The sequence below is a fragment of the Parabacteroides sp. AF19-14 genome, from assembly GCF_003635485.1.
Taxonomy (GTDB): Bacteria; Bacteroidota; Bacteroidia; order Bacteroidales; family Tannerellaceae; genus Parabacteroides; species Parabacteroides distasonis.
Map to the genome: position 1 here is coordinate 148,110 of NZ_QTMJ01000004.1, position 17,008 is coordinate 165,117.

The window sequence follows — 17,008 nt, forward strand, 5'->3', positions numbered from 1 at the left end:
ATGAACAGAAAAACTAACTTAATTCCGGCATTGCTTCTTTCCGCCCTTTCGCTTTACGCCATGGAAGACGTGAAAGTAACGCAATTCCAGCACGCAGGCCCGTTCACGGTCAACAAGCCGATCCTAGCGGACAGCCTCAACGTAAACGGCAAGCCTTTCGAGGCGAAGAATCTATTAAAAGCGACCTTACCGTTCGAGCAAACGCTTGCGAACGCCACGGTACTCGACGCCGACACGGCAGGCGCGATCACCTTCGCCGCCCCGCAAAAGGGATATGCCCTGCATCTATTTTCTTTCTTCTTGAACAGCGACCGGTACGTAAAAGGCACGCTCGATATATCGGGTCCCGGGGCGTTCGAAGTATTCGTCAATGATAAACCGGTCGGAGCCTCTTCCGAGTTGGTGATGGAACCCCGCCGCTATCAAGTAGTCGTTAAATACCTGACAGCGGAAACAGACACTTGTCCTCCCAGCCTAAAGGCTACCTTCAAGAGCGAGGCGGAAGCGAAAGTCGTAGCTTCCTTGAACCCGGAGAAACGCTACACCCTTCTGAATATCCTAGAAGGAAAGGATTTCCAAGGCGTAAGTGTCTCCCCGAACGGGAAGTATGCCTTGGTAAAATACGTCAATCGATTCCCGGAGGGCAAGAGCGAATCGTACGGGCAATTGATGGATGCCGCTACGGGACGGGTCTTATTGCAAGACGGAAGTTTCTTGACAACCGCCAAATGGATGCCTAAAAGCAATCGATTGTATTACACCCGCACCGGTCTGGACGGTACGGAGTTGGTAACCGTAGATCCGGCGACCTACCAACAAACGGTATTAGTCCCGAACCTTCCGAAAGGGCGGTTCGTATTCACCCCCGATGAGTCCACGCTTCTCTATACCGTAGAAGAGGAAGGTCCCAAGGAAGGGACGGAATTGATCCGTGTATTAGAGCCGGCAGACCGTATCCCGGATTTCCGTGACCGCTCCTTTATCTGGCGGTATGACTTAAAAACAGGTTTGTACGAGCAACTTACTTTCGGGCATACGGACACTTATATCAATGATATCAGCGCTGATAGCCGCTATCTATTGTTCAGCACCAGCGACCGGGTGTACACCTCCTTACCGCACTCCCGCAACTCCCTTTATAAATTGGATTTGCAGACCATGGCGATCGATACGATCTGGGAGAAAGCCCCGTACGTAAACCAAGCCGCCTTCTCGCCCGACGGTAAACAGTTATTGGTAGCTGGGGCAGGCGACGCTTTCGACGGGATCGGACAAAATATCAAGCAAGGACAGATCTCCAACTCGTACGACGGGCAGTTATTCCTATACGATCTGGCAAGCCGTAAAGCCTCCCCTCTCACCAAGGACTTCAATCCGAACGTGATCGATGCCGTATGGAACCGCTTCAACGGGCAAATCTATATCCTCTGTGAGGATGAGGATTACCAACGGATCTATACGTGCGACCCGGCAAACGGGAAGATCAAGCAAGTAGCCGCCTCCGAGGATATTATCATGTCGTATGCGTTGGCCGACAACGCTCCGGTTCTCTTCTATTACGGACAGAGCGCGTCCAACGCCAACCGCCTTTACGCTTACGACCTGAAAGGTGGAAAGAACCGCTTGGTGTATGATCTCTCGCAAGATAAATTAAAAGATATCGCCTTAGGCGAGGTACACGACTGGAACTTCAAGTCGGATGACGGTACGACGATCCAAGGTCGTTATTACCTGCCGCCTCATTTCGATCCGAATAAGAAATATCCGATGATCGTTTATTACTATGGCGGTACTTCCCCGACGAACCGTGCGCTGGAGATGCGTTATTCCATGCATATGTACGCCGCTCTCGAATACGTGGTCTACACCTTGAATCCGAGTGGAACAACGGGCTTCGGACAGGAATTCGCCGCCCGCCATGTGAACGCATGGGGCCTGAAGACCGCCGATGAGATCATCCAAGGCACCAAGCTGTTCTGCAAGGAGCATTCGTTCGTGAACGAGAAGAAGATCGGTTGCATCGGTGCCAGCTACGGCGGATTCATGACACAATACCTACAAACCCGTACGGACATTTTCGCCGCCGCTATCAGCCATGCCGGTATTAGCGCATTGAGTAGCTATTGGGGAGAAGGTTATTGGGGATATGGCTATTGCTCCGTAGCGAATGCCGACACTTATCCTTGGAACGCCCCGGAGTTCTTTACCAAGCAAAGCCCGTTGTTCAACGCCGATAAGATCAAGACCCCGCTCCTGTTGCTTCACGGCAACGCCGATACGAACGTACCCATCGGGGAAAGTATCCAGATGTTCGCCGCCTTGAAGATCCTAGGGAAAACCGTGGAATTCGTGCAGGTGGATGGCGAGAATCATGGTATCGTAGGCTATCAGAAACGTATAGGCTGGCAAAATACCATCTACGCATGGTTCGCCAAATGGCTGAAAGACGAGCCGGAATGGTGGAAAGCCTTATATCCGGATCGTACTTTATAAGAATATTTATTTGAACGAAAGCGTCTGTGTCTCCCGCAAGGGAATCGCAGGCGCTTTATTCGTTTGCCCAACCCCGGCTGTCATCCGGATCAGCTCCGTTTACGAACGGTAATTTTGATACAAAGATCCGTAATATATATACATATACTTGAGATAAATCCGAATATCTTTGTGATGTCAAACAATAACGATATCCTCATGAAAACAAAAGTAATCGTACTCTTCCTGCTAGGCTTCATACCAGCCTTCGCACAAGATATCCCAACTTCTAAAACAGAACAAAATATGGACAGAATCGAACGCTGTAAAAAGAATTACACCGAGCTATTCGGAGGCGAGGCATTGACCGGACAAGGAACAGATCCGGAAATGATGGACATTCTCCAGAAATTCATCTTCGGGGAGGTATTCCGCACAGGAGATCTTGATAAAAAGACCCGGGAGCTTATCACTTGCACCATATTAGCCACGATGCAAACCTTGCCCCAACTGAACGCCCACGCCAAAGCGGCGCTAAACGTAGGCGTCACTCCCATCGAGCTACGGGAGGCAATATATCTATGTGTCCCGTTCATCGGTTTCCCGAAGACATTGAATGCCTTAAATACCATCAATGAAGTCTTTAAGCAACAAGGCATCGCTTTGCCTCTGGAGAGACAAGCTACCGTTACGGAAGAAGATCGCCACGAGAAAGGACAAGCCATACAAAGCCGGCTTTACGGCGAGGGAATCAAAGAGGCCATGAGGAACGTCCCGGGAAATATGGGTCCGGAAGTAGAGCGATTCCTCACCGAATTCTGCTTCGGAGATATCTATACTCGCAACGGGCTAGACCTCAAAACCCGGGAGTTACTGGCTTATTGCATACTAACGACCCTTGAAGCCGAAAGCCAACTACACTCGCATCTCGAAGGGAACTTACTGGCCGGCAATAGCAAGGAGACCTTAACGGCGGCGGTTATACAATGTCTTCCTTATATCGGCTTCCCTTCCGCTATCAAAGCGTTGAAGATCATTAAGGAATCCTCTCAGCCCGCCCCTGAGAAGAACTTAGTCCGCCTATCCAAGATCACGGTCGATCCCGCCCAGTTGGAGCGTTATAACGCCTTTCTGAAAGAAGAGATCGAGGCTTCCATGCGTCTAGAGCCGGGTGTTCTTACACTGTATGCCGTATCGGAGAAAGAACATCCGCATAAAGTAACCATCCTAGAGATTTACGCGGATCAAGACGCTTATAAAAGCCATATCCAAACGCCCCATTTCCAGAAATACAAACAAGGAACATTACAGATGGTGCAAGAGTTGGAACTGGTAGATAGCACGCCCCTGATCCCCGGACTAAAGATAAAATAAAACAAGAATCCCCGCTTTCCGGCACGAAGCCATCTAAGCGGGGATTCCATATATCCATGAAAATCTAAATTACTTGTTATTCGATCATTTGATATTCGGATTCAATTTATGCCATTCGGAAATAGCGGGAAGCACGCCCATAGCGATCACCTCGTCACGTAAAGCGCAAAGGTGCTTGTAGCTCTTCTCCAAGGCAGCCTCTTCTTCCGGTGTACCATGCACCTCTTTCAACGTTACGCCGTCTTTCGTAATCGAGGTCTCCCAAGCCATCATGATATGATCGAACTTACCGTTTGATACATAAGCGCCAGCCGGCCAACGGAACGGTTTACCACCCATTGCCGCAGCGATCATCTCGATAGATACATACGATGGGCTTTGGAAGGAAGAACGGCCACGCAAGGCGATAATGTTCGCGCCACCCTTCGTAACCTTTGTCTGTATCTCCGCCCATTGATCTTTCGTCAAGGCATCCGTACCGATAAGCTCAGTTAAAGGTTTACCATCCACTTTAGCGGTAGAGGCGAAAACAGCCATTTGCTCGCCATGGCCACCATACGTACGGCAATTCTCAACCTGATCCATAGAGATACCGAAATGTTTTGCCAACTCACTGCGTAAACGAGTAGAATCCAATGCGGCCAACGTCGTAACCTGAGAAGGTTTCAAGCCGGAATACAATAAGGTAATCAAACCGGTAATATCCGCCGGGTTAAAGATAACCACGATATGCTTTACGTCCGGGCAATAAGCCTTTACGTTCTTGCCGAACTCCTCGGCGATAGCGGCGTTTCCTTTTAGGAGATCCTCACGGGTCATACCTGCCTTTCTTGCGGCACCACCGGAGTTAACGATATATTTAGCGCCAGTCAAAGCCTCCTTGATGTCTGAGGTAAAAGTGATGTTTACACCCTCGAAACCACAATGGAATAATTCCTCAGCAACTCCCTCCAAACCCGGTGCGTAAGGGTCGTACAAACAAATGTTGGAAGTTAGTCCCATCATAATAGCGGTCTGTGCCATATTAGAACCGATCATACCTGCTGCGCCGACAATCGTCAGCTTCTCGTCTGTGAGTGTTTTCATAAGAAACCTTGTTTTTAAATGTTTATTTTTCTTTTCGACACAAAGATACGAGATTGAGAACTCTTGTCCTAATCATAAAAACGAATCCCCCATAAATAAAAGTTATGAATAGCGTCTCTATGATTATTCCAAGATTATCACGTACCTTTGTATTATGAAAACATTTAAACTAGACAATTGGTTGCCCACAACGAAGAAAGAAGTCGAGGCACGGGGATGGGATTACCTCGACGTGATCCTTTTCTCAGGAGACGCCTATGTGGATCACCCCTCTTTCGGGGCGGCCGTGATCGGTCGTGTATTGGAAGCGGAAGGATTACGGGTAGCGATCGTACCGCAACCGGATTGGCGGGGAGATTACCGGGATTTCAAGAAGCTGGGCGTTCCCCGGCTTTTCTTCGGTGTATCCGCCGGTGCCATGGATTCAATGATCAACCATTATACTGCCAATAAGCGATTACGCAGCGACGACGCCTATACGCCGGACCAACGTCCGGGAATGCGTCCGGACTATCCGAGCATCGTCTATACTAAAATACTGAAAGAATTGTATCCGGATGTCCCCGTCGTATTGGGTAGCATCGAGGCCTCATTGCGCCGGCTTACGCATTACGATTATTGGCAAGATAAGCTATTACCGGGAATCCTTGCCAGTAGCCCGGCCGATTTATTGATTTACGGCATGGGCGAGAAGCCGATCAAGGAGTTGGTGCGCCGCCTAAAGTCCGGCATTCCTTTCAACGAGATCAAGGACATCCGCCAAACGGTTTATCTGGCAGACAAAGAGGATGCGAAAGACGATGATATCGTGCTCTTCTCACACGAGGAATGCCTAAAAGATAAATTGAAACAAGCGAAGAATTTCCGGCATATCGAAGAGGAATCCAACAAATACAATGCCTCACGTATCTTGCAAAAGGTAGGAAAGCAAGTGATTGTGGTGAATCCTCCCTTCCCTCCAATGACGGAAGCGGAGATAGATGCCTCCTACGACCTTCCCTACACCCGCTTGCCGCATCCCAAATATAAAGGGAAAGTGATACCGGCTTTCGAGATGATCAAGTTCTCGGTGAATATCCACCGGGGTTGTTTCGGAGGATGTGCGTTCTGTACCATATCGGCGCATCAAGGGAAGTTCATCGCCTCCCGAAGCAAGGAATCGATCTTGAAGGAAGTGAAAGCGATTACCGAAATGCCGGATTTCAAGGGATATCTAAGCGATTTGGGAGGCCCTTCCGCCAATATGTACCGTATGAAGGGGAAAGATGAGCGGATTTGCGCCAAATGCAAGAAACCGTCTTGCATCTCCCCCGTCGTTTGCAAGAACTTGAACGCGGACCATACGCCGCTACTGGATATCTACAAAGCGGTAGATAGACTTCCCGGGATCAAGAAATCGTTTATCGGAAGCGGCGTACGCTATGACCTCTTATTGCACCGTTATGCGGATGAGTCTTTAAACAAGGCAGCTCAAACCTATACCGAGGAATTAATCGCCCGCCACGTATCCGGCCGTTTGAAAGTGGCCCCGGAGCATACGCAAGACGAGGTGTTGAAACAAATGCGTAAACCGTCTTTCTCGCAATTCGGACAGTTCAAGAAGATATTCGATAAGGTAAACCGGCAATACGGGTTGAACCAGCAACTCATCCCCTATTTCATTTCCAGCCATCCGGGATGTACCGAGGCGGATATGGCGGAACTGGCAGTGATCACCAAGAGCTTGCATTTCCAGTTGGAGCAAGTACAAGACTTCACGCCTACGCCGATGACATTGGCTACGGAGATGTATTATACCGGATATCATCCTTATACGTTGGAGAAAGTATATACGGCCCGCTCAAAAGAACAAAAGTTGGCACAACGCCAGTTCTTCTTCTGGTATAAACCCGAGTCACGCCGTCAGATCATGCAAGTATTGCAAAAGATGGGACGAAAGGATTTGATTGAGAAATTATTCGGACAGAGGGGTGACATGAATCCCGCTCCCAGAAAAAGAAGATAATAGGCTTTTGAGATTAGCTGTATCGATGAATTACGAGAGTAGTCGCATCGTATCACGGGAGTAGTCTTGATGGATAACGAGAGTAGTCTCGACAAGTGATGAGACTACTCTCGTTATTCCTTATGATTATTCTTTCACGGCGATCACCTCGATCTCTACCAAACCATTCTTCGGCAGTGTCTTAACGGCTACCGCCGAACGTGCGGGAAACGCACCTTCGAACTGAGAGGCGTATACCTCGTTCATAACGGCGAAGTCGCCCATATCCGCTAAAAATACGGTTGTTTTTACGACATCATTGATGCTATAACCTGCCTCTGCCAAGATAGCGTGAACATTCTTGAACGCTTGGGCGGTTTGTTCCTTTACGGATCCCTCAACGAAAAGTCCCGTAGCAGGATCGATACCCAGCTGTCCGGAAGCGAACAGCATATTGCCTACTTGCATCGCTTGGCTATACGGACCGATAGCGGCGGGAGCGTTTTTTGTAGCGATAACTTTCTTCATTTTCTTCTTTAGTTTATATACATATTATTATTGTTGCTCGTTCATACGTTGGCGAACCACCTCGTACACCAAAATGGAAGTGGCTACGGACACATTCAAGGAACCGATCGTTCCGAATTGCGGAATCTTTACCATATTATCGCAGATGCGCAAGTTCTCCGGAGACACACCCGTATCTTCCGCTCCCATCACGATCGCTACCGGTCCTTCATACTTCACCGCCGTATAATTCTCCGCCGCTTTCTCGCTGGCGGCAAATACCTTCACCCCGCTTTGCTGCAAGAAACGGATCGCTTGGTTGATACTCTTCTCCTTACAAACCGGCAATACATGCAAGGCACCGGCAGAGGTCTTGATCGCGTCGGCGTTTACCGAAACGCTTCCTTTTGCCGGAATCACGATCGTATCGACTCCCGCACACTCGCAGGTACGGGCAATAGCGCCGAAATTACGCACGTCCGTAACCCCATCCAGCAATACGATGAAAGGATCTTTTCCTTGCTCATACACAAAAGGAATGATATCTTCCAAGCTCTGGTAGGTAACCGCCGACATAAAAGCGATCACCCCCTGATGATTCTTTCGAGTCAAACGATCCAAGCGTTCAGCCGGAACACGTTGTACCGGTATCTCACGGCCTCTCAGTACCTCAAATAACTCTTTGGATAGATCCCCTTGTAAATCCCTTTTCACAAGGATCTTATCTACCTCCTTATCAGCCTGTATAGCCTCAATCACGGCACGAATGCCGAACACCATCTCGTTTTCTTTCATACTTTATATAACGCAAAACTATTAATTTCACAAATGTAGGGATAAATAATCAATTCTTCAAGCCTTCGGCCTTCGCATAACATTCCCGGCATAAAGGCTCGTATTCGGATTGTTCCCCTAAGAGCACCCGTTTATCATTTCCCACGATACGATGGGACACGTAAGCCAAACGTCCGCATTTCACGCAGATGGCATGCACTTTCGTCACCTCATCGGCAATAGCGCATAGCTCCGGCATAGGACCGAAAGGAACTCCCTTATAGTCCATGTCCAACCCAGCCACGATCACCCGGATACCGTTAGCGGCCAATTGATTGCACACGTTTACCAATCCCTCATCGAAAAACTGGGCCTCGTCTATCCCCACCACATCGATCTCGGAAGTGAACAATAGGATACTGGAGGAAGAATCCACCGGAGTAGAAGGAATCGAATTACTATCGTGCGAGACCACGTTATCCTGCGAATAACGGGTATCGATCGCAGGCTTGAAAATCTCCACCCGCTGCTTGGCGAATTTAGCCCGTTTCAAACGGCGGATAAGCTCCTCCGTCTTACCGGAAAACATGGAACCGCAAATCACCTCGATCCGCCCTTGTCCCGGATACTGGAATATATGTTCTTCTGAAGGCAATGTCATTACTTTCTCCTTTTTTGCCGGCAAAAGTACATAAAAAAGCGGAACCGCGGAAGTTTACTCACCGTATCATCGGTTCTAATTGTCACTGCACAGGCGTTGCAGTGGGCATTGCCTATAGTGATACACGGTATAAGGCATCCATCGTCCGCCTCGTTATAAATTAAGGTTGGGCCGGTCTATTTTCCAGTTGAGCGACGGTATCTTCCGGTTCAGTAAAAATCCGCCTTATTCCTTCATCCATTGCCTCTATTTTTGCCCGGTAACAAATAACTAGGTATATCTTATGAGAAGAATTTCATACATCCTGCTTCTGGGCATCCTTTTATCGGCATGCCAAAAGAACACAAAGTCCGAAGGCACGAACTTACCTGTCGAGGTGATCTCTCCAATAAAAAAGACAGAGATCGGCAGAAGTCGTGAATACACCTTTTTATCAAGGCCCTACAATGAGACGGTCCTATCTTTCCGCATCAATGGCCCCGTCTTGAATTTCGACTTACGGCCCGGACAAGCGTTCTCCAAAGGCAGCACGATCCTCTCGATCGATAACCGTGACTTCTTGATTCGCAAGCAGCAAACAGAGGCGCTCTATTCGCAAACCAACCAAGAGTATAAACGGATCGAGGCCCTTTACAAAAAGAATAACATCTCCGGAAGTAATTATGAGAAGGCGAAAGCGGATTTCCTTGTTGCCAAATCCAATTACGAGACCGCCGTCAACGCCCTAAGCGATACCCATCTGTCCGCCCCTTACGACGGATATATCCAAAATATCCATATCGAACCTTTCCAAGACGTGAAAGCGACCGAGCCAATCCTTACCTTCATAGAACTGGACAGGCTCAAGATCGAGACCTATATACCAGAGGAAGTCGCCTTACACTTATATGATAAAGAAAAACAGAAGCTATGTCAAATAGGAATCCATTTCGATACGGCTCCCGAACGGACAATCACCCCTTCCGATTTATATGTGTCTAAAAGTACGACAAACAATAACCTCTCTTATCTGCTGACCGCCATTGTCCCAAATCCAGATATGGAGTGGCTGGGCGGAATGAGTGGAATCCTCTCGATCGACCTACCCAAAGAAGAGCGGTCTCAAAATCTATGGCTTCCCTTAACGGCTATCTGCCATCGCCCCCAAAAAGGAGATTATGTATGGGTGGTCAAAGGAGACAAGGTAAACTCCGTTCCCGTCAAACTCGGTGAGCAAAGAAATAACCAGATAGAGATCGTGGAAGGAATCACGGAAAATGACCTTGTCGTATTGACAAGGCAACGTTTCCTTTCCGAAAATAGTACCGTAACCATCCAAAAATAAGTAAGATGCAAAAATTCATCAAATATTTCCTGAAAAACAAAGCGGTTACATGGCTCCTGCTAGTCCTGATCTTGGCAGGGGGAGTGTTCTCTTACGCAAAGATGGGAAAACTGGAAGATGCCCCGTTTACGATCAAGCAAGCCTTGGTACTTACCCCTTATCCCGGCGCCTCCCCCTCGGAAGTTCAGTCCCAAGTGACGGATGTGCTGGAAGAAGCCATTCAATCCTTAGGCGAGTTATACTATCTGAAGACAGAGAACCGGGCTGGACTTTCCAAGATCACGGTCTACGTGAAAAAGGAAATCCGGGCCGACGAGATGCAGCAGTTATGGGATAAACTACGCCGAAAGGTAAACGACGTACAAGGCAAATTACCTTCCGGAGCGGGAACCTCCATCGTCAATGATGATTTTGGCGATGTATTGGGTGTTTTCTACGGATTGACCGGAGAATCTTATACCTATCGGGAACTGGAGGATCAAGCCAAACTGATCAAAGACGATTTACTGAAAGTAAAAGACGTGGCAAAGGTAGAGATCTACGGCATACAAACTCCCGTAATCGATATCCGGATAAACCCCACGATCTTATCCAATCGGGGTATTACGACAGCTGATATCAAACGGGCGTTCGACGGACAGAATAAAGTGGTAGACGCCGGGAGTATTCGCAACGGGGAGACTCGCATACGTATCGAATCCACCGGTAATTTTTACTCCTTGGATGATATCCGTAACCTTACGATCGTATCTCATTCCGGCGAACATTTCCGGCTAGGCGATATCGCCCGCATTGAGGAGAGTTACCAGACTCCGCCCCAAAACTTCATGCGCATCAATAACAAGCAAGCGGTCGGTATCGCTATCTCTACCGTACCGACCGGGAACGTGGTCGATATGGCCAAGGCCGTGAAAAAGCGTATTCAATCATTTTCGGAGACCATGCCCAAGGGTTTTGAGCTCACCTCCATATACGACCAAGGATATGAGTCCGCCGTGGCCAACCAAGGATTTATCTTAAACTTGATCATCTCCGTCGTGACCGTAGTAGCGATCTTATTGTTCTTTATCGGTTTCAAAAACGGCCTTTTGATCGGTAGCGGATTGGTTTTCTCTATCTTCGCCACTTTAATTGTCATGTTCGCCAACGGGATCGCCTTGCAACGAATGTCTCTTGCCGCTATCATCATCGCGATGGGTATGTTGGTAGATAACGCCATCGTAGTATCGGACTCTGCCTTGGTAAATATGCAACGAGACATGCGCAAACGTATCGCAATCATGAGGGCTTGCTCATCCACCGCCCTGCCTCTACTGGCGGCTACGGCTATCGCGATCCTCACGTTCTTGCCCATTTACTATTCACCGCATATCACGGGCGAATTACTTTCATCCTTAGTGATCGTGATCGGAGTATCCTTGATGTTCAGCTGGGTGTTCGCGCTTACGCAAACCCCATTCTTCATCCAAGAGTTTGTACGGCGCCCCAGACCGGAAGAGTTAACAGGGGAATTATTCTCCGGAAAATACTATGATTATTTTCGGTCTTCCCTACGCCTTGTCATCAAATACCGATACGCTACAGTAGGTATCTTATCCGTTCTATTGGTTATCTCCGCATGGAGTTTCCAGTTTATCCCGAAAGTGTTCGTGCCCTCGCTCGATAAGCAGTATTTCACTTTAGATATGTGGCTACCGGAAGGTACAGCCATCGAGGAAACCGATCGATACGCTACCGATATGGCCGAATCCATCCAAGAATATTCGCAGACGGAAATGGTTTCCTCTTATATCGGACGGACACCGCCCCGTTATTATCTATCGAACGTTAGCTTCGGTCCCCAACCAAACTATGCCCAATTATTGGTAAAATGTAAGACATCCGGAGAGGCCCGGGAATTGCATGCCTTGCTACAAGACTCTATTCGCTTAAAATATCCGGAACCGCTCATCAAGGTGAATAAGTTTGAGCTGAGCCCGCTTACGGAAGCCTTGATAGAAGCCCGTTTCCTCGGGCCGGACCCGGCGGTATTGGACTCTTTGGCTGGAGTAGCTATCGACATTATGCGAAGGAACCCGAAAGTAACCGATGCCCGGAATGAATGGGGTAATATGACCTATATGATACGCCCGGCATACGATCCGGTAAAAGCCGGTTCCTTAGGTATCACCAAGGCTCATTTGATGGAATCCGTCAAATCCATCGAGGAAGGTGCGGTTATCGGGATTTACCGGGATGAGGAAAAGAAAGTTCCGGTCTTATTGAAATCGGAGACGAGCGGGATCAACGACCCCCGTTCATTAGGTGATTTCTCGGTGTGGAACGGAGAGAAATCCGCGCCCTTGTCGCAAGTAACCCGACAGGTAACCTCCGCATGGGAATATCCGCAGATCAGGACCTACAACCGGCAATTGTCTATGGCAGCGATGTGCGGCGTGAAAAACGGTTACACTATGTCCGAGGTACACGGTGAGATCCGGGAAGAGATCGAGCGGATGAACCTGCCCGAAGGATATAGCTTCTTCTGGGATTCACAATACAAAGACCAGACGGAGGGATTGCAAGCCCTTGTCAAATTCTTTCCGTTGGCTTTCTTGATGTTGGTCGTTATATTGGTCGCTTTATTCTCCAATTTCCGTCAACCGATAATCATCCTTTGCGTGCTCCCTCTCTCCCTGATCGGGGTAGCGATCGGTATGTTACTTACCGGGTTCGATTTCGGCTTTTTCCCGATCGCCGGATGGTTGGGGCTCTTGGGTATGATTATCAAAAACGTAATCGTATTATTAGACGAGATTAACACGCAACGTCGTAACGGTATCTCTCCATACGACTCGATCATAGAGGCAACCATCTCAAGGACTCGTCCGGTCTTGATGGCGGCTACCACGACTATTCTAGGAATGGTGCCTTTACTTTTCGACGTAGCGTTCGGTGGAATGGCGGCGACTATTATCTTCGGACTCACCTTCGCCACCTTACTTACGTTATTCGTAACCCCGACGTTATACGCATTGTTTTACCGGATTCATTCACCTCACAAATAAACGATTAAAAATGGACAAAGTATATATTATCAGCGGTCTCTTATCCTTCCTATCCTTCCCGTTAATCGCACAAAACAGCGATTATCAAGCGCAATATAGGGAAAAAGTCTTGGAATACAACCAAGACTTGAAAGCAGCGGGATACAACGAGGCCATGAAGCAGGAAATGATCAAATCGGCCCGTGCGGATTTCAAACCGAAACTCTCGGCGGGAGGTAATTTCAATTATACCGGTAATCCGCTAGAATTATCGATTGATTTGCCATCTATGAGTTCCCCCCTTTATTTTCAAGGTAAAGATCTGAAATATGGGGCGACTCTCTCCCTATCACAACCTATTTATACCGGAGGCGGCCTTCGTGCTAACTACCAAAAAGCGAAACAAGAAAAAGAGTTGGCATCCAATGAATCCAATCGTATAAAAAGCAATACCCTACACGACGCCGATATCTACTATTGGAACGCAGTAGCCCAACACGAGCTGGTTTTCGTGGCACAGGCATTTCGTACATCTATACAGCAACTAGTGGATGTCGTACACCACCGGGTAGAAGTCGAATATATCGATCGAAACGATCTTCTTATGGCAGAGGTAAAACTAAACGACGCGGATTTACAGTTATTGCAAACTCGTGATAACGCCGAGATCGCACGTTTAGCCCTTAATTCTTTCGCTGGTGTAAACCCGAGCGATACCTTGCCGATCGATCATTCCGTAATCGCCCTCAAACAATTTATCCCTTTATCGGATGAGATAGATAATGCGATAACCAGCAGGCCGGAATACCGGATCGCCCAAAACAAGATCGAGTTACAGGAATCATCCCGGAAAATAGCGGATGCCCGTTTCTTACCCCAATTCCATATTGGAGTAGATGGAAGTTATTCCTCACCGGGATATAACTTCAAATCCGAACTAGATCCGAACTATGCGATCTACGCCAAGCTCAGTATCCCGCTCTTCGAATGGGGAAAACGTAAGAGTAACCGCAACGCTTCCTCGTACGCCATCCATATGGCTCAACAGAATCTCAGCAAGGCGCAAGATAAGATCCGGCTGGAAATACAAACCGCCCATTACAACTATAAGCAAGCTATCGATAAAGTCAAACTAACCGAGAGCTCATTATCAAAAGCATCCGAAAGTGAACAAATGGCCATGGAGCGTTATAAGGAGGGGAATGTTTCCATCGTCGAGGTTATCAACGCTCAACTATATCATCAGCAAGCTCAGGTTAATTATATACAATCCAAACTAAACGCACAGATGGCGAAGACGGATTTCGAACGGGCAATTTATTATCTTCGCGAAAAAGAATAGGTCATGAAAGAAATATCATACGGGAAATCGGCATGTATCCTTTTGTTTTCGGCATTAGGGGTCTTTTCCTATTTCTTGCTGTTATATCATACGGAGCTACAAGAGCGCATCCCCGATATAAAAATCTCATTGATCGCTTTATCCATCACGATAGCGGTATTCAACCTGTTCGGTTTCAGTTTACTAGTCAGCAGTAATTGGATGGCTACCAATTACCCATTGTATTATATCGATAAGAGCCGAATGTTATGGCATTATCTGCTGGTAGCGATCCTATTGCTACTTATGAATTGTACCCTGTTTATCTCGTTGAAATGGATCACAAGCATTGGCGATCCTTTCGTGATCCGGGCAAAAGGGGCCGGTTTAGTAATAGCCGTCTGGTTCGTGGAGATGATCATTTTCAGCCTTCTCTTGATTAATTATTCGATGCGTTATACATTGAATTTATATAAGGAGAAACAAAGATTGGAAGCAGAATCTATACAAGCTAAATATACCGCTCTCCAAAGCCAGCTAAATCCTCATTTCCTGTTTAATAGCTTGAATACATTGATAGCGGAGATAGAGTATGATCCATCTACGGCGGTCAAGTTTACGCAGCATCTATCCGAGGTATACCGTTACGTGCTCCGCCAGCAACAGTGCCAGATCGTCTCTTTAAAAGAGGAGCTTGATTTTCTGGATTCCTATATATTCCTCCATCAAGTCCGGCTGGGAGATTGTTTGTCGTTGGAACGCGATCTTCCCGACAACGTCATTGACCTTCAATTGCCCCCACTGACACTGCAACTGCTAGCCGAGAATGTCGTGAAACATAATTATATCGACGATTTTAACCCGATGACCATACGAGTATATACTGAAAAGAACGGTCGATATCTATGCGTCAGCAATACATTACGACCTAAAAAAGTCTCAAACGCATCCGGTAAAGGATTAAAGAATTTGTCGGAGCGTTATCAATTACTATGTAAGCAGGATATCCAAATCCGTAAAAATGATCACCAATTCACCGTATCAATCCCACTTATTTATGAATAATATTCAAGTAGCCATTATCGAAGATGAGAAACCGGCCGCCCGGTTACTGGAAGGTATGATAAAGAAATTACGCCCGCAATGGGATATCATCAAGATACCCGGAAGCATCGAATCATCCGTGGCTTGGTTCGTTTCCCATCCGCATCCGGATATCGTTTTTCTGGATATCCAGTTGTCGGATGGAAATTCTTTTTTATTTATAGAACAGGCTTGTCCTACAAGTCTCATTATCTTTACGACCGCTTACGATGAATATGCAGTCCGGGCCTTTACGGTAAACAGTATTGATTATCTACTCAAACCGATACGACAAGAGAGATTGGAGGAAGCCATCCAAAAATTCGAGCATGTCACGTCTAAGTACAACCAGAAGCTCTTAGAGCAAAATGATTTATTGGAAGTACTCCATTCCCTCACGTATCCCGGCAAGAAATACAGGACCCGTTTCCTTATTTCCGGCAACGAGAAACTGATCACTTTACAGGTGGAGGATATCGCCTACTTTTATTCATTAAACAAGATCACCTTCGCTGTCACACGCCAAAACAAGGAGTACATAATCGATTTCCCGCTGGATAAACTCATGGAACAATTAGATCCCGATAAATTTTTCCGGACGAACCGGCAGACGATCATAAATATCGAATCCATCGTGAAAATAGAGCCCTATTTTCAGAATAAGGTCATTGTCCACATAAAGCCGGAACATAAAGAGAAAATATTGGTCAGCAAAGAAAAATGGGCCTCTTTCAAGCTATGGTTGAATTATTAGACCTTTCGCCCATTGCTATAATACCGTTCTTTTCTATCGTCCCGATCCTTCTTATTCTTTTTAGGTTTGGGCTTATCCGGTTTCGCTGGTTTCCGATAGTCATGACGATGATTGTCACGATCCCAATGTCTATCTGAGTCATGCCGGTCGTCTCTCCAATGATTGTCATGGTGAATGGTACTCCAGCGGTAATTCCAATAGTTATCCTCATATCGACGGCAGTCATGGGACGGGCGGCGATCCGGATATCTCGGATTCGCATACCATCCCCGATAATCATGGATACGTTGCGGATGCTCCCTTACAAAACGGACATATAGATTGAACTGGGCTGGAGTCAATATACGTTGGATCTTACGATCCCTTTCCATGCGCAAATCGTAAATACGACGAGCTGCCCGGTCCCAATACCGATAGTCACGGCGGGCCTCCTTCTCTATTTTCTGTCCGTACTTATGGATGATCTTATGGTATTCCGCTGCTTGGCGAGCGGGCAAATGCATCGCTTGCTCCATCCAAAGACAATTTTGACAATGCGGTTCATTCCACCCAAAACTGATCCAAAACTGGCTGTAAGCGGGTAAACTGCACAATATAGCCAACACACATAGTAAGCTGAATCGTTTCATGTCTTTTCAATTT

General features: G+C 47.3%; 13 protein-coding genes. 8 read left to right on the forward strand and 5 right to left on the reverse strand.

The features are described 5' to 3' along the window. Together DWX33_RS05590 and DWX33_RS05595 are read left to right on the forward strand one after the other, a co-directional pair. Positions 1–2,493, forward strand: coding sequence for a prolyl oligopeptidase family serine peptidase (locus DWX33_RS05590; protein WP_122379996.1), 2,493 nt, complete (start codon positions 1–3; stop codon positions 2,491–2,493). A 198-nt stretch (positions 2,494–2,691) separates the two neighbouring features. Then, a complete protein-coding gene (locus DWX33_RS05595; protein WP_122380051.1) occupies positions 2,692–3,846 on the forward strand; it encodes a carboxymuconolactone decarboxylase family protein in 1,155 nt (384 codons plus the stop codon). Between the two features lie 84 nt (positions 3,847–3,930). Here the strand turns inward: DWX33_RS05595 and DWX33_RS05600 are convergent, their stop codons facing one another. Then, positions 3,931–4,932 carry a malate dehydrogenase gene (locus tag DWX33_RS05600; RefSeq protein ID WP_005862899.1) on the reverse strand — a complete coding sequence of 334 codons (1,002 nt, stop codon included), beginning with the start codon at positions 4,930–4,932 and terminating at the stop codon, positions 3,931–3,933. A 154-nt stretch (positions 4,933–5,086) separates the two neighbouring features. Here DWX33_RS05600 and DWX33_RS05605 point away from each other — a divergent pair, with 154 nt between their 5' ends. After that, positions 5,087–6,937: a YgiQ family radical SAM protein gene (locus tag DWX33_RS05605; RefSeq protein ID WP_121960744.1), complete on the forward strand. Its 1,851-nt coding sequence runs from the start codon at positions 5,087–5,089 to the stop codon at positions 6,935–6,937. 126 nt (positions 6,938–7,063) lie between these two features. On the opposite strand, the gene DWX33_RS05610 is transcribed toward DWX33_RS05605, so the two are convergent. The 3 genes from DWX33_RS05610 to DWX33_RS05620 are packed head-to-tail and all read right to left on the reverse strand — an operon-like array spanning position 7,064 to position 8,858. Further along, positions 7,064–7,444, reverse strand: a complete 381-nt coding sequence (locus tag DWX33_RS05610) for a RidA family protein (RefSeq protein ID WP_122379997.1) — start codon at positions 7,442–7,444, stop codon at positions 7,064–7,066. 27 nt (positions 7,445–7,471) lie between these two features. Beyond that, entirely contained in the window at positions 7,472–8,218 is a 747-nt protein-coding gene (gene rlmB, locus DWX33_RS05615) for a 23S rRNA (guanosine(2251)-2'-O)-methyltransferase RlmB (protein WP_008779732.1), read from the reverse strand. A gap of 49 nt (positions 8,219–8,267) precedes the next feature. Further along, the gene (locus DWX33_RS05620; protein WP_122379998.1) at positions 8,268–8,858 is read right to left on the reverse strand and encodes a thymidine kinase; all 591 of its coding nucleotides are present in this window, start codon (positions 8,856–8,858) and stop codon (positions 8,268–8,270) included. 283 nt (positions 8,859–9,141) lie between these two features. On the opposite strand from DWX33_RS05620, the gene DWX33_RS05625 reads away from it, so the two are divergent. The 5 genes from DWX33_RS05625 to DWX33_RS05645 are packed head-to-tail and all read left to right on the forward strand — an operon-like array spanning position 9,142 to position 16,366. Then, entirely contained in the window at positions 9,142–10,182 is a 1,041-nt protein-coding gene (locus tag DWX33_RS05625; RefSeq protein ID WP_008772386.1) for an efflux RND transporter periplasmic adaptor subunit, read from the forward strand. A gap of 5 nt (positions 10,183–10,187) precedes the next feature. After that, positions 10,188–13,229 (forward strand): efflux RND transporter permease subunit, encoded by a 3,042-nt coding sequence (locus DWX33_RS05630; RefSeq protein WP_122379999.1) that lies wholly within the window; start codon positions 10,188–10,190, stop codon positions 13,227–13,229. A gap of 10 nt (positions 13,230–13,239) precedes the next feature. Then, positions 13,240–14,550: a TolC family protein gene (locus DWX33_RS05635; RefSeq protein ID WP_122380000.1), complete on the forward strand. Its 1,311-nt coding sequence runs from the start codon at positions 13,240–13,242 to the stop codon at positions 14,548–14,550. A gap of 3 nt (positions 14,551–14,553) precedes the next feature. Then, positions 14,554–15,594 (forward strand): sensor histidine kinase, encoded by a 1,041-nt coding sequence (locus DWX33_RS05640; protein WP_122380001.1) that lies wholly within the window; start codon positions 14,554–14,556, stop codon positions 15,592–15,594. Further along, positions 15,587–16,366 carry a LytTR family DNA-binding domain-containing protein gene (locus DWX33_RS05645; RefSeq protein WP_199713274.1) on the forward strand — a complete coding sequence of 260 codons (780 nt, stop codon included), beginning with the start codon at positions 15,587–15,589 and terminating at the stop codon, positions 16,364–16,366. Before DWX33_RS05640 ends, DWX33_RS05645 begins: the two co-directional genes overlap by 8 nt. Here the strand turns inward: DWX33_RS05645 and DWX33_RS05650 are convergent. Next, entirely contained in the window at positions 16,363–16,995 is a 633-nt protein-coding gene (locus DWX33_RS05650) for a hypothetical protein (RefSeq protein WP_036615756.1), read from the reverse strand. The two genes, DWX33_RS05645 and DWX33_RS05650, sit on opposite strands and share 4 nt — an antisense overlap. Positions 16,996–17,008: the final 13 nt, after the last annotated feature.

Excerpts from the sequence above, each read along its gene's own strand:
- DWX33_RS05645 (WP_199713274.1), top strand. The coding sequence starts at position 15,587 with ATGAATAATATTCAAGTAGCCATTATCGAAGATGAGAAACCGGCCGCC.
- DWX33_RS05635 (WP_122380000.1), top strand. The coding sequence starts at position 13,240 with ATGGACAAAGTATATATTATCAGCGGTCTCTTATCCTTCCTATCCTTC.
- DWX33_RS05650 (WP_036615756.1), bottom strand. The coding sequence starts at position 16,995 with ATGAAACGATTCAGCTTACTATGTGTGTTGGCTATATTGTGCAGTTTA.
- DWX33_RS05595 (WP_122380051.1), top strand. The coding sequence starts at position 2,692 with ATGAAAACAAAAGTAATCGTACTCTTCCTGCTAGGCTTCATACCAGCC.
- DWX33_RS05625 (WP_008772386.1), top strand. The coding sequence starts at position 9,142 with ATGAGAAGAATTTCATACATCCTGCTTCTGGGCATCCTTTTATCGGCA.
- DWX33_RS05640 (WP_122380001.1), top strand. The coding sequence starts at position 14,554 with ATGAAAGAAATATCATACGGGAAATCGGCATGTATCCTTTTGTTTTCG.
- DWX33_RS05630 (WP_122379999.1), top strand. The coding sequence starts at position 10,188 with ATGCAAAAATTCATCAAATATTTCCTGAAAAACAAAGCGGTTACATGG.
- DWX33_RS05590 (WP_122379996.1), top strand. The coding sequence starts at position 1 with ATGAACAGAAAAACTAACTTAATTCCGGCATTGCTTCTTTCCGCCCTT.
- rlmB (WP_008779732.1), bottom strand. The coding sequence starts at position 8,218 with ATGAAAGAAAACGAGATGGTGTTCGGCATTCGTGCCGTGATTGAGGCT.
- DWX33_RS05620 (WP_122379998.1), bottom strand. The coding sequence starts at position 8,858 with ATGACATTGCCTTCAGAAGAACATATATTCCAGTATCCGGGACAAGGG.
- DWX33_RS05610 (WP_122379997.1), bottom strand. The coding sequence starts at position 7,444 with ATGAAGAAAGTTATCGCTACAAAAAACGCTCCCGCCGCTATCGGTCCG.
- DWX33_RS05605 (WP_121960744.1), top strand. The coding sequence starts at position 5,087 with ATGAAAACATTTAAACTAGACAATTGGTTGCCCACAACGAAGAAAGAA.
- DWX33_RS05600 (WP_005862899.1), bottom strand. The coding sequence starts at position 4,932 with ATGAAAACACTCACAGACGAGAAGCTGACGATTGTCGGCGCAGCAGGT.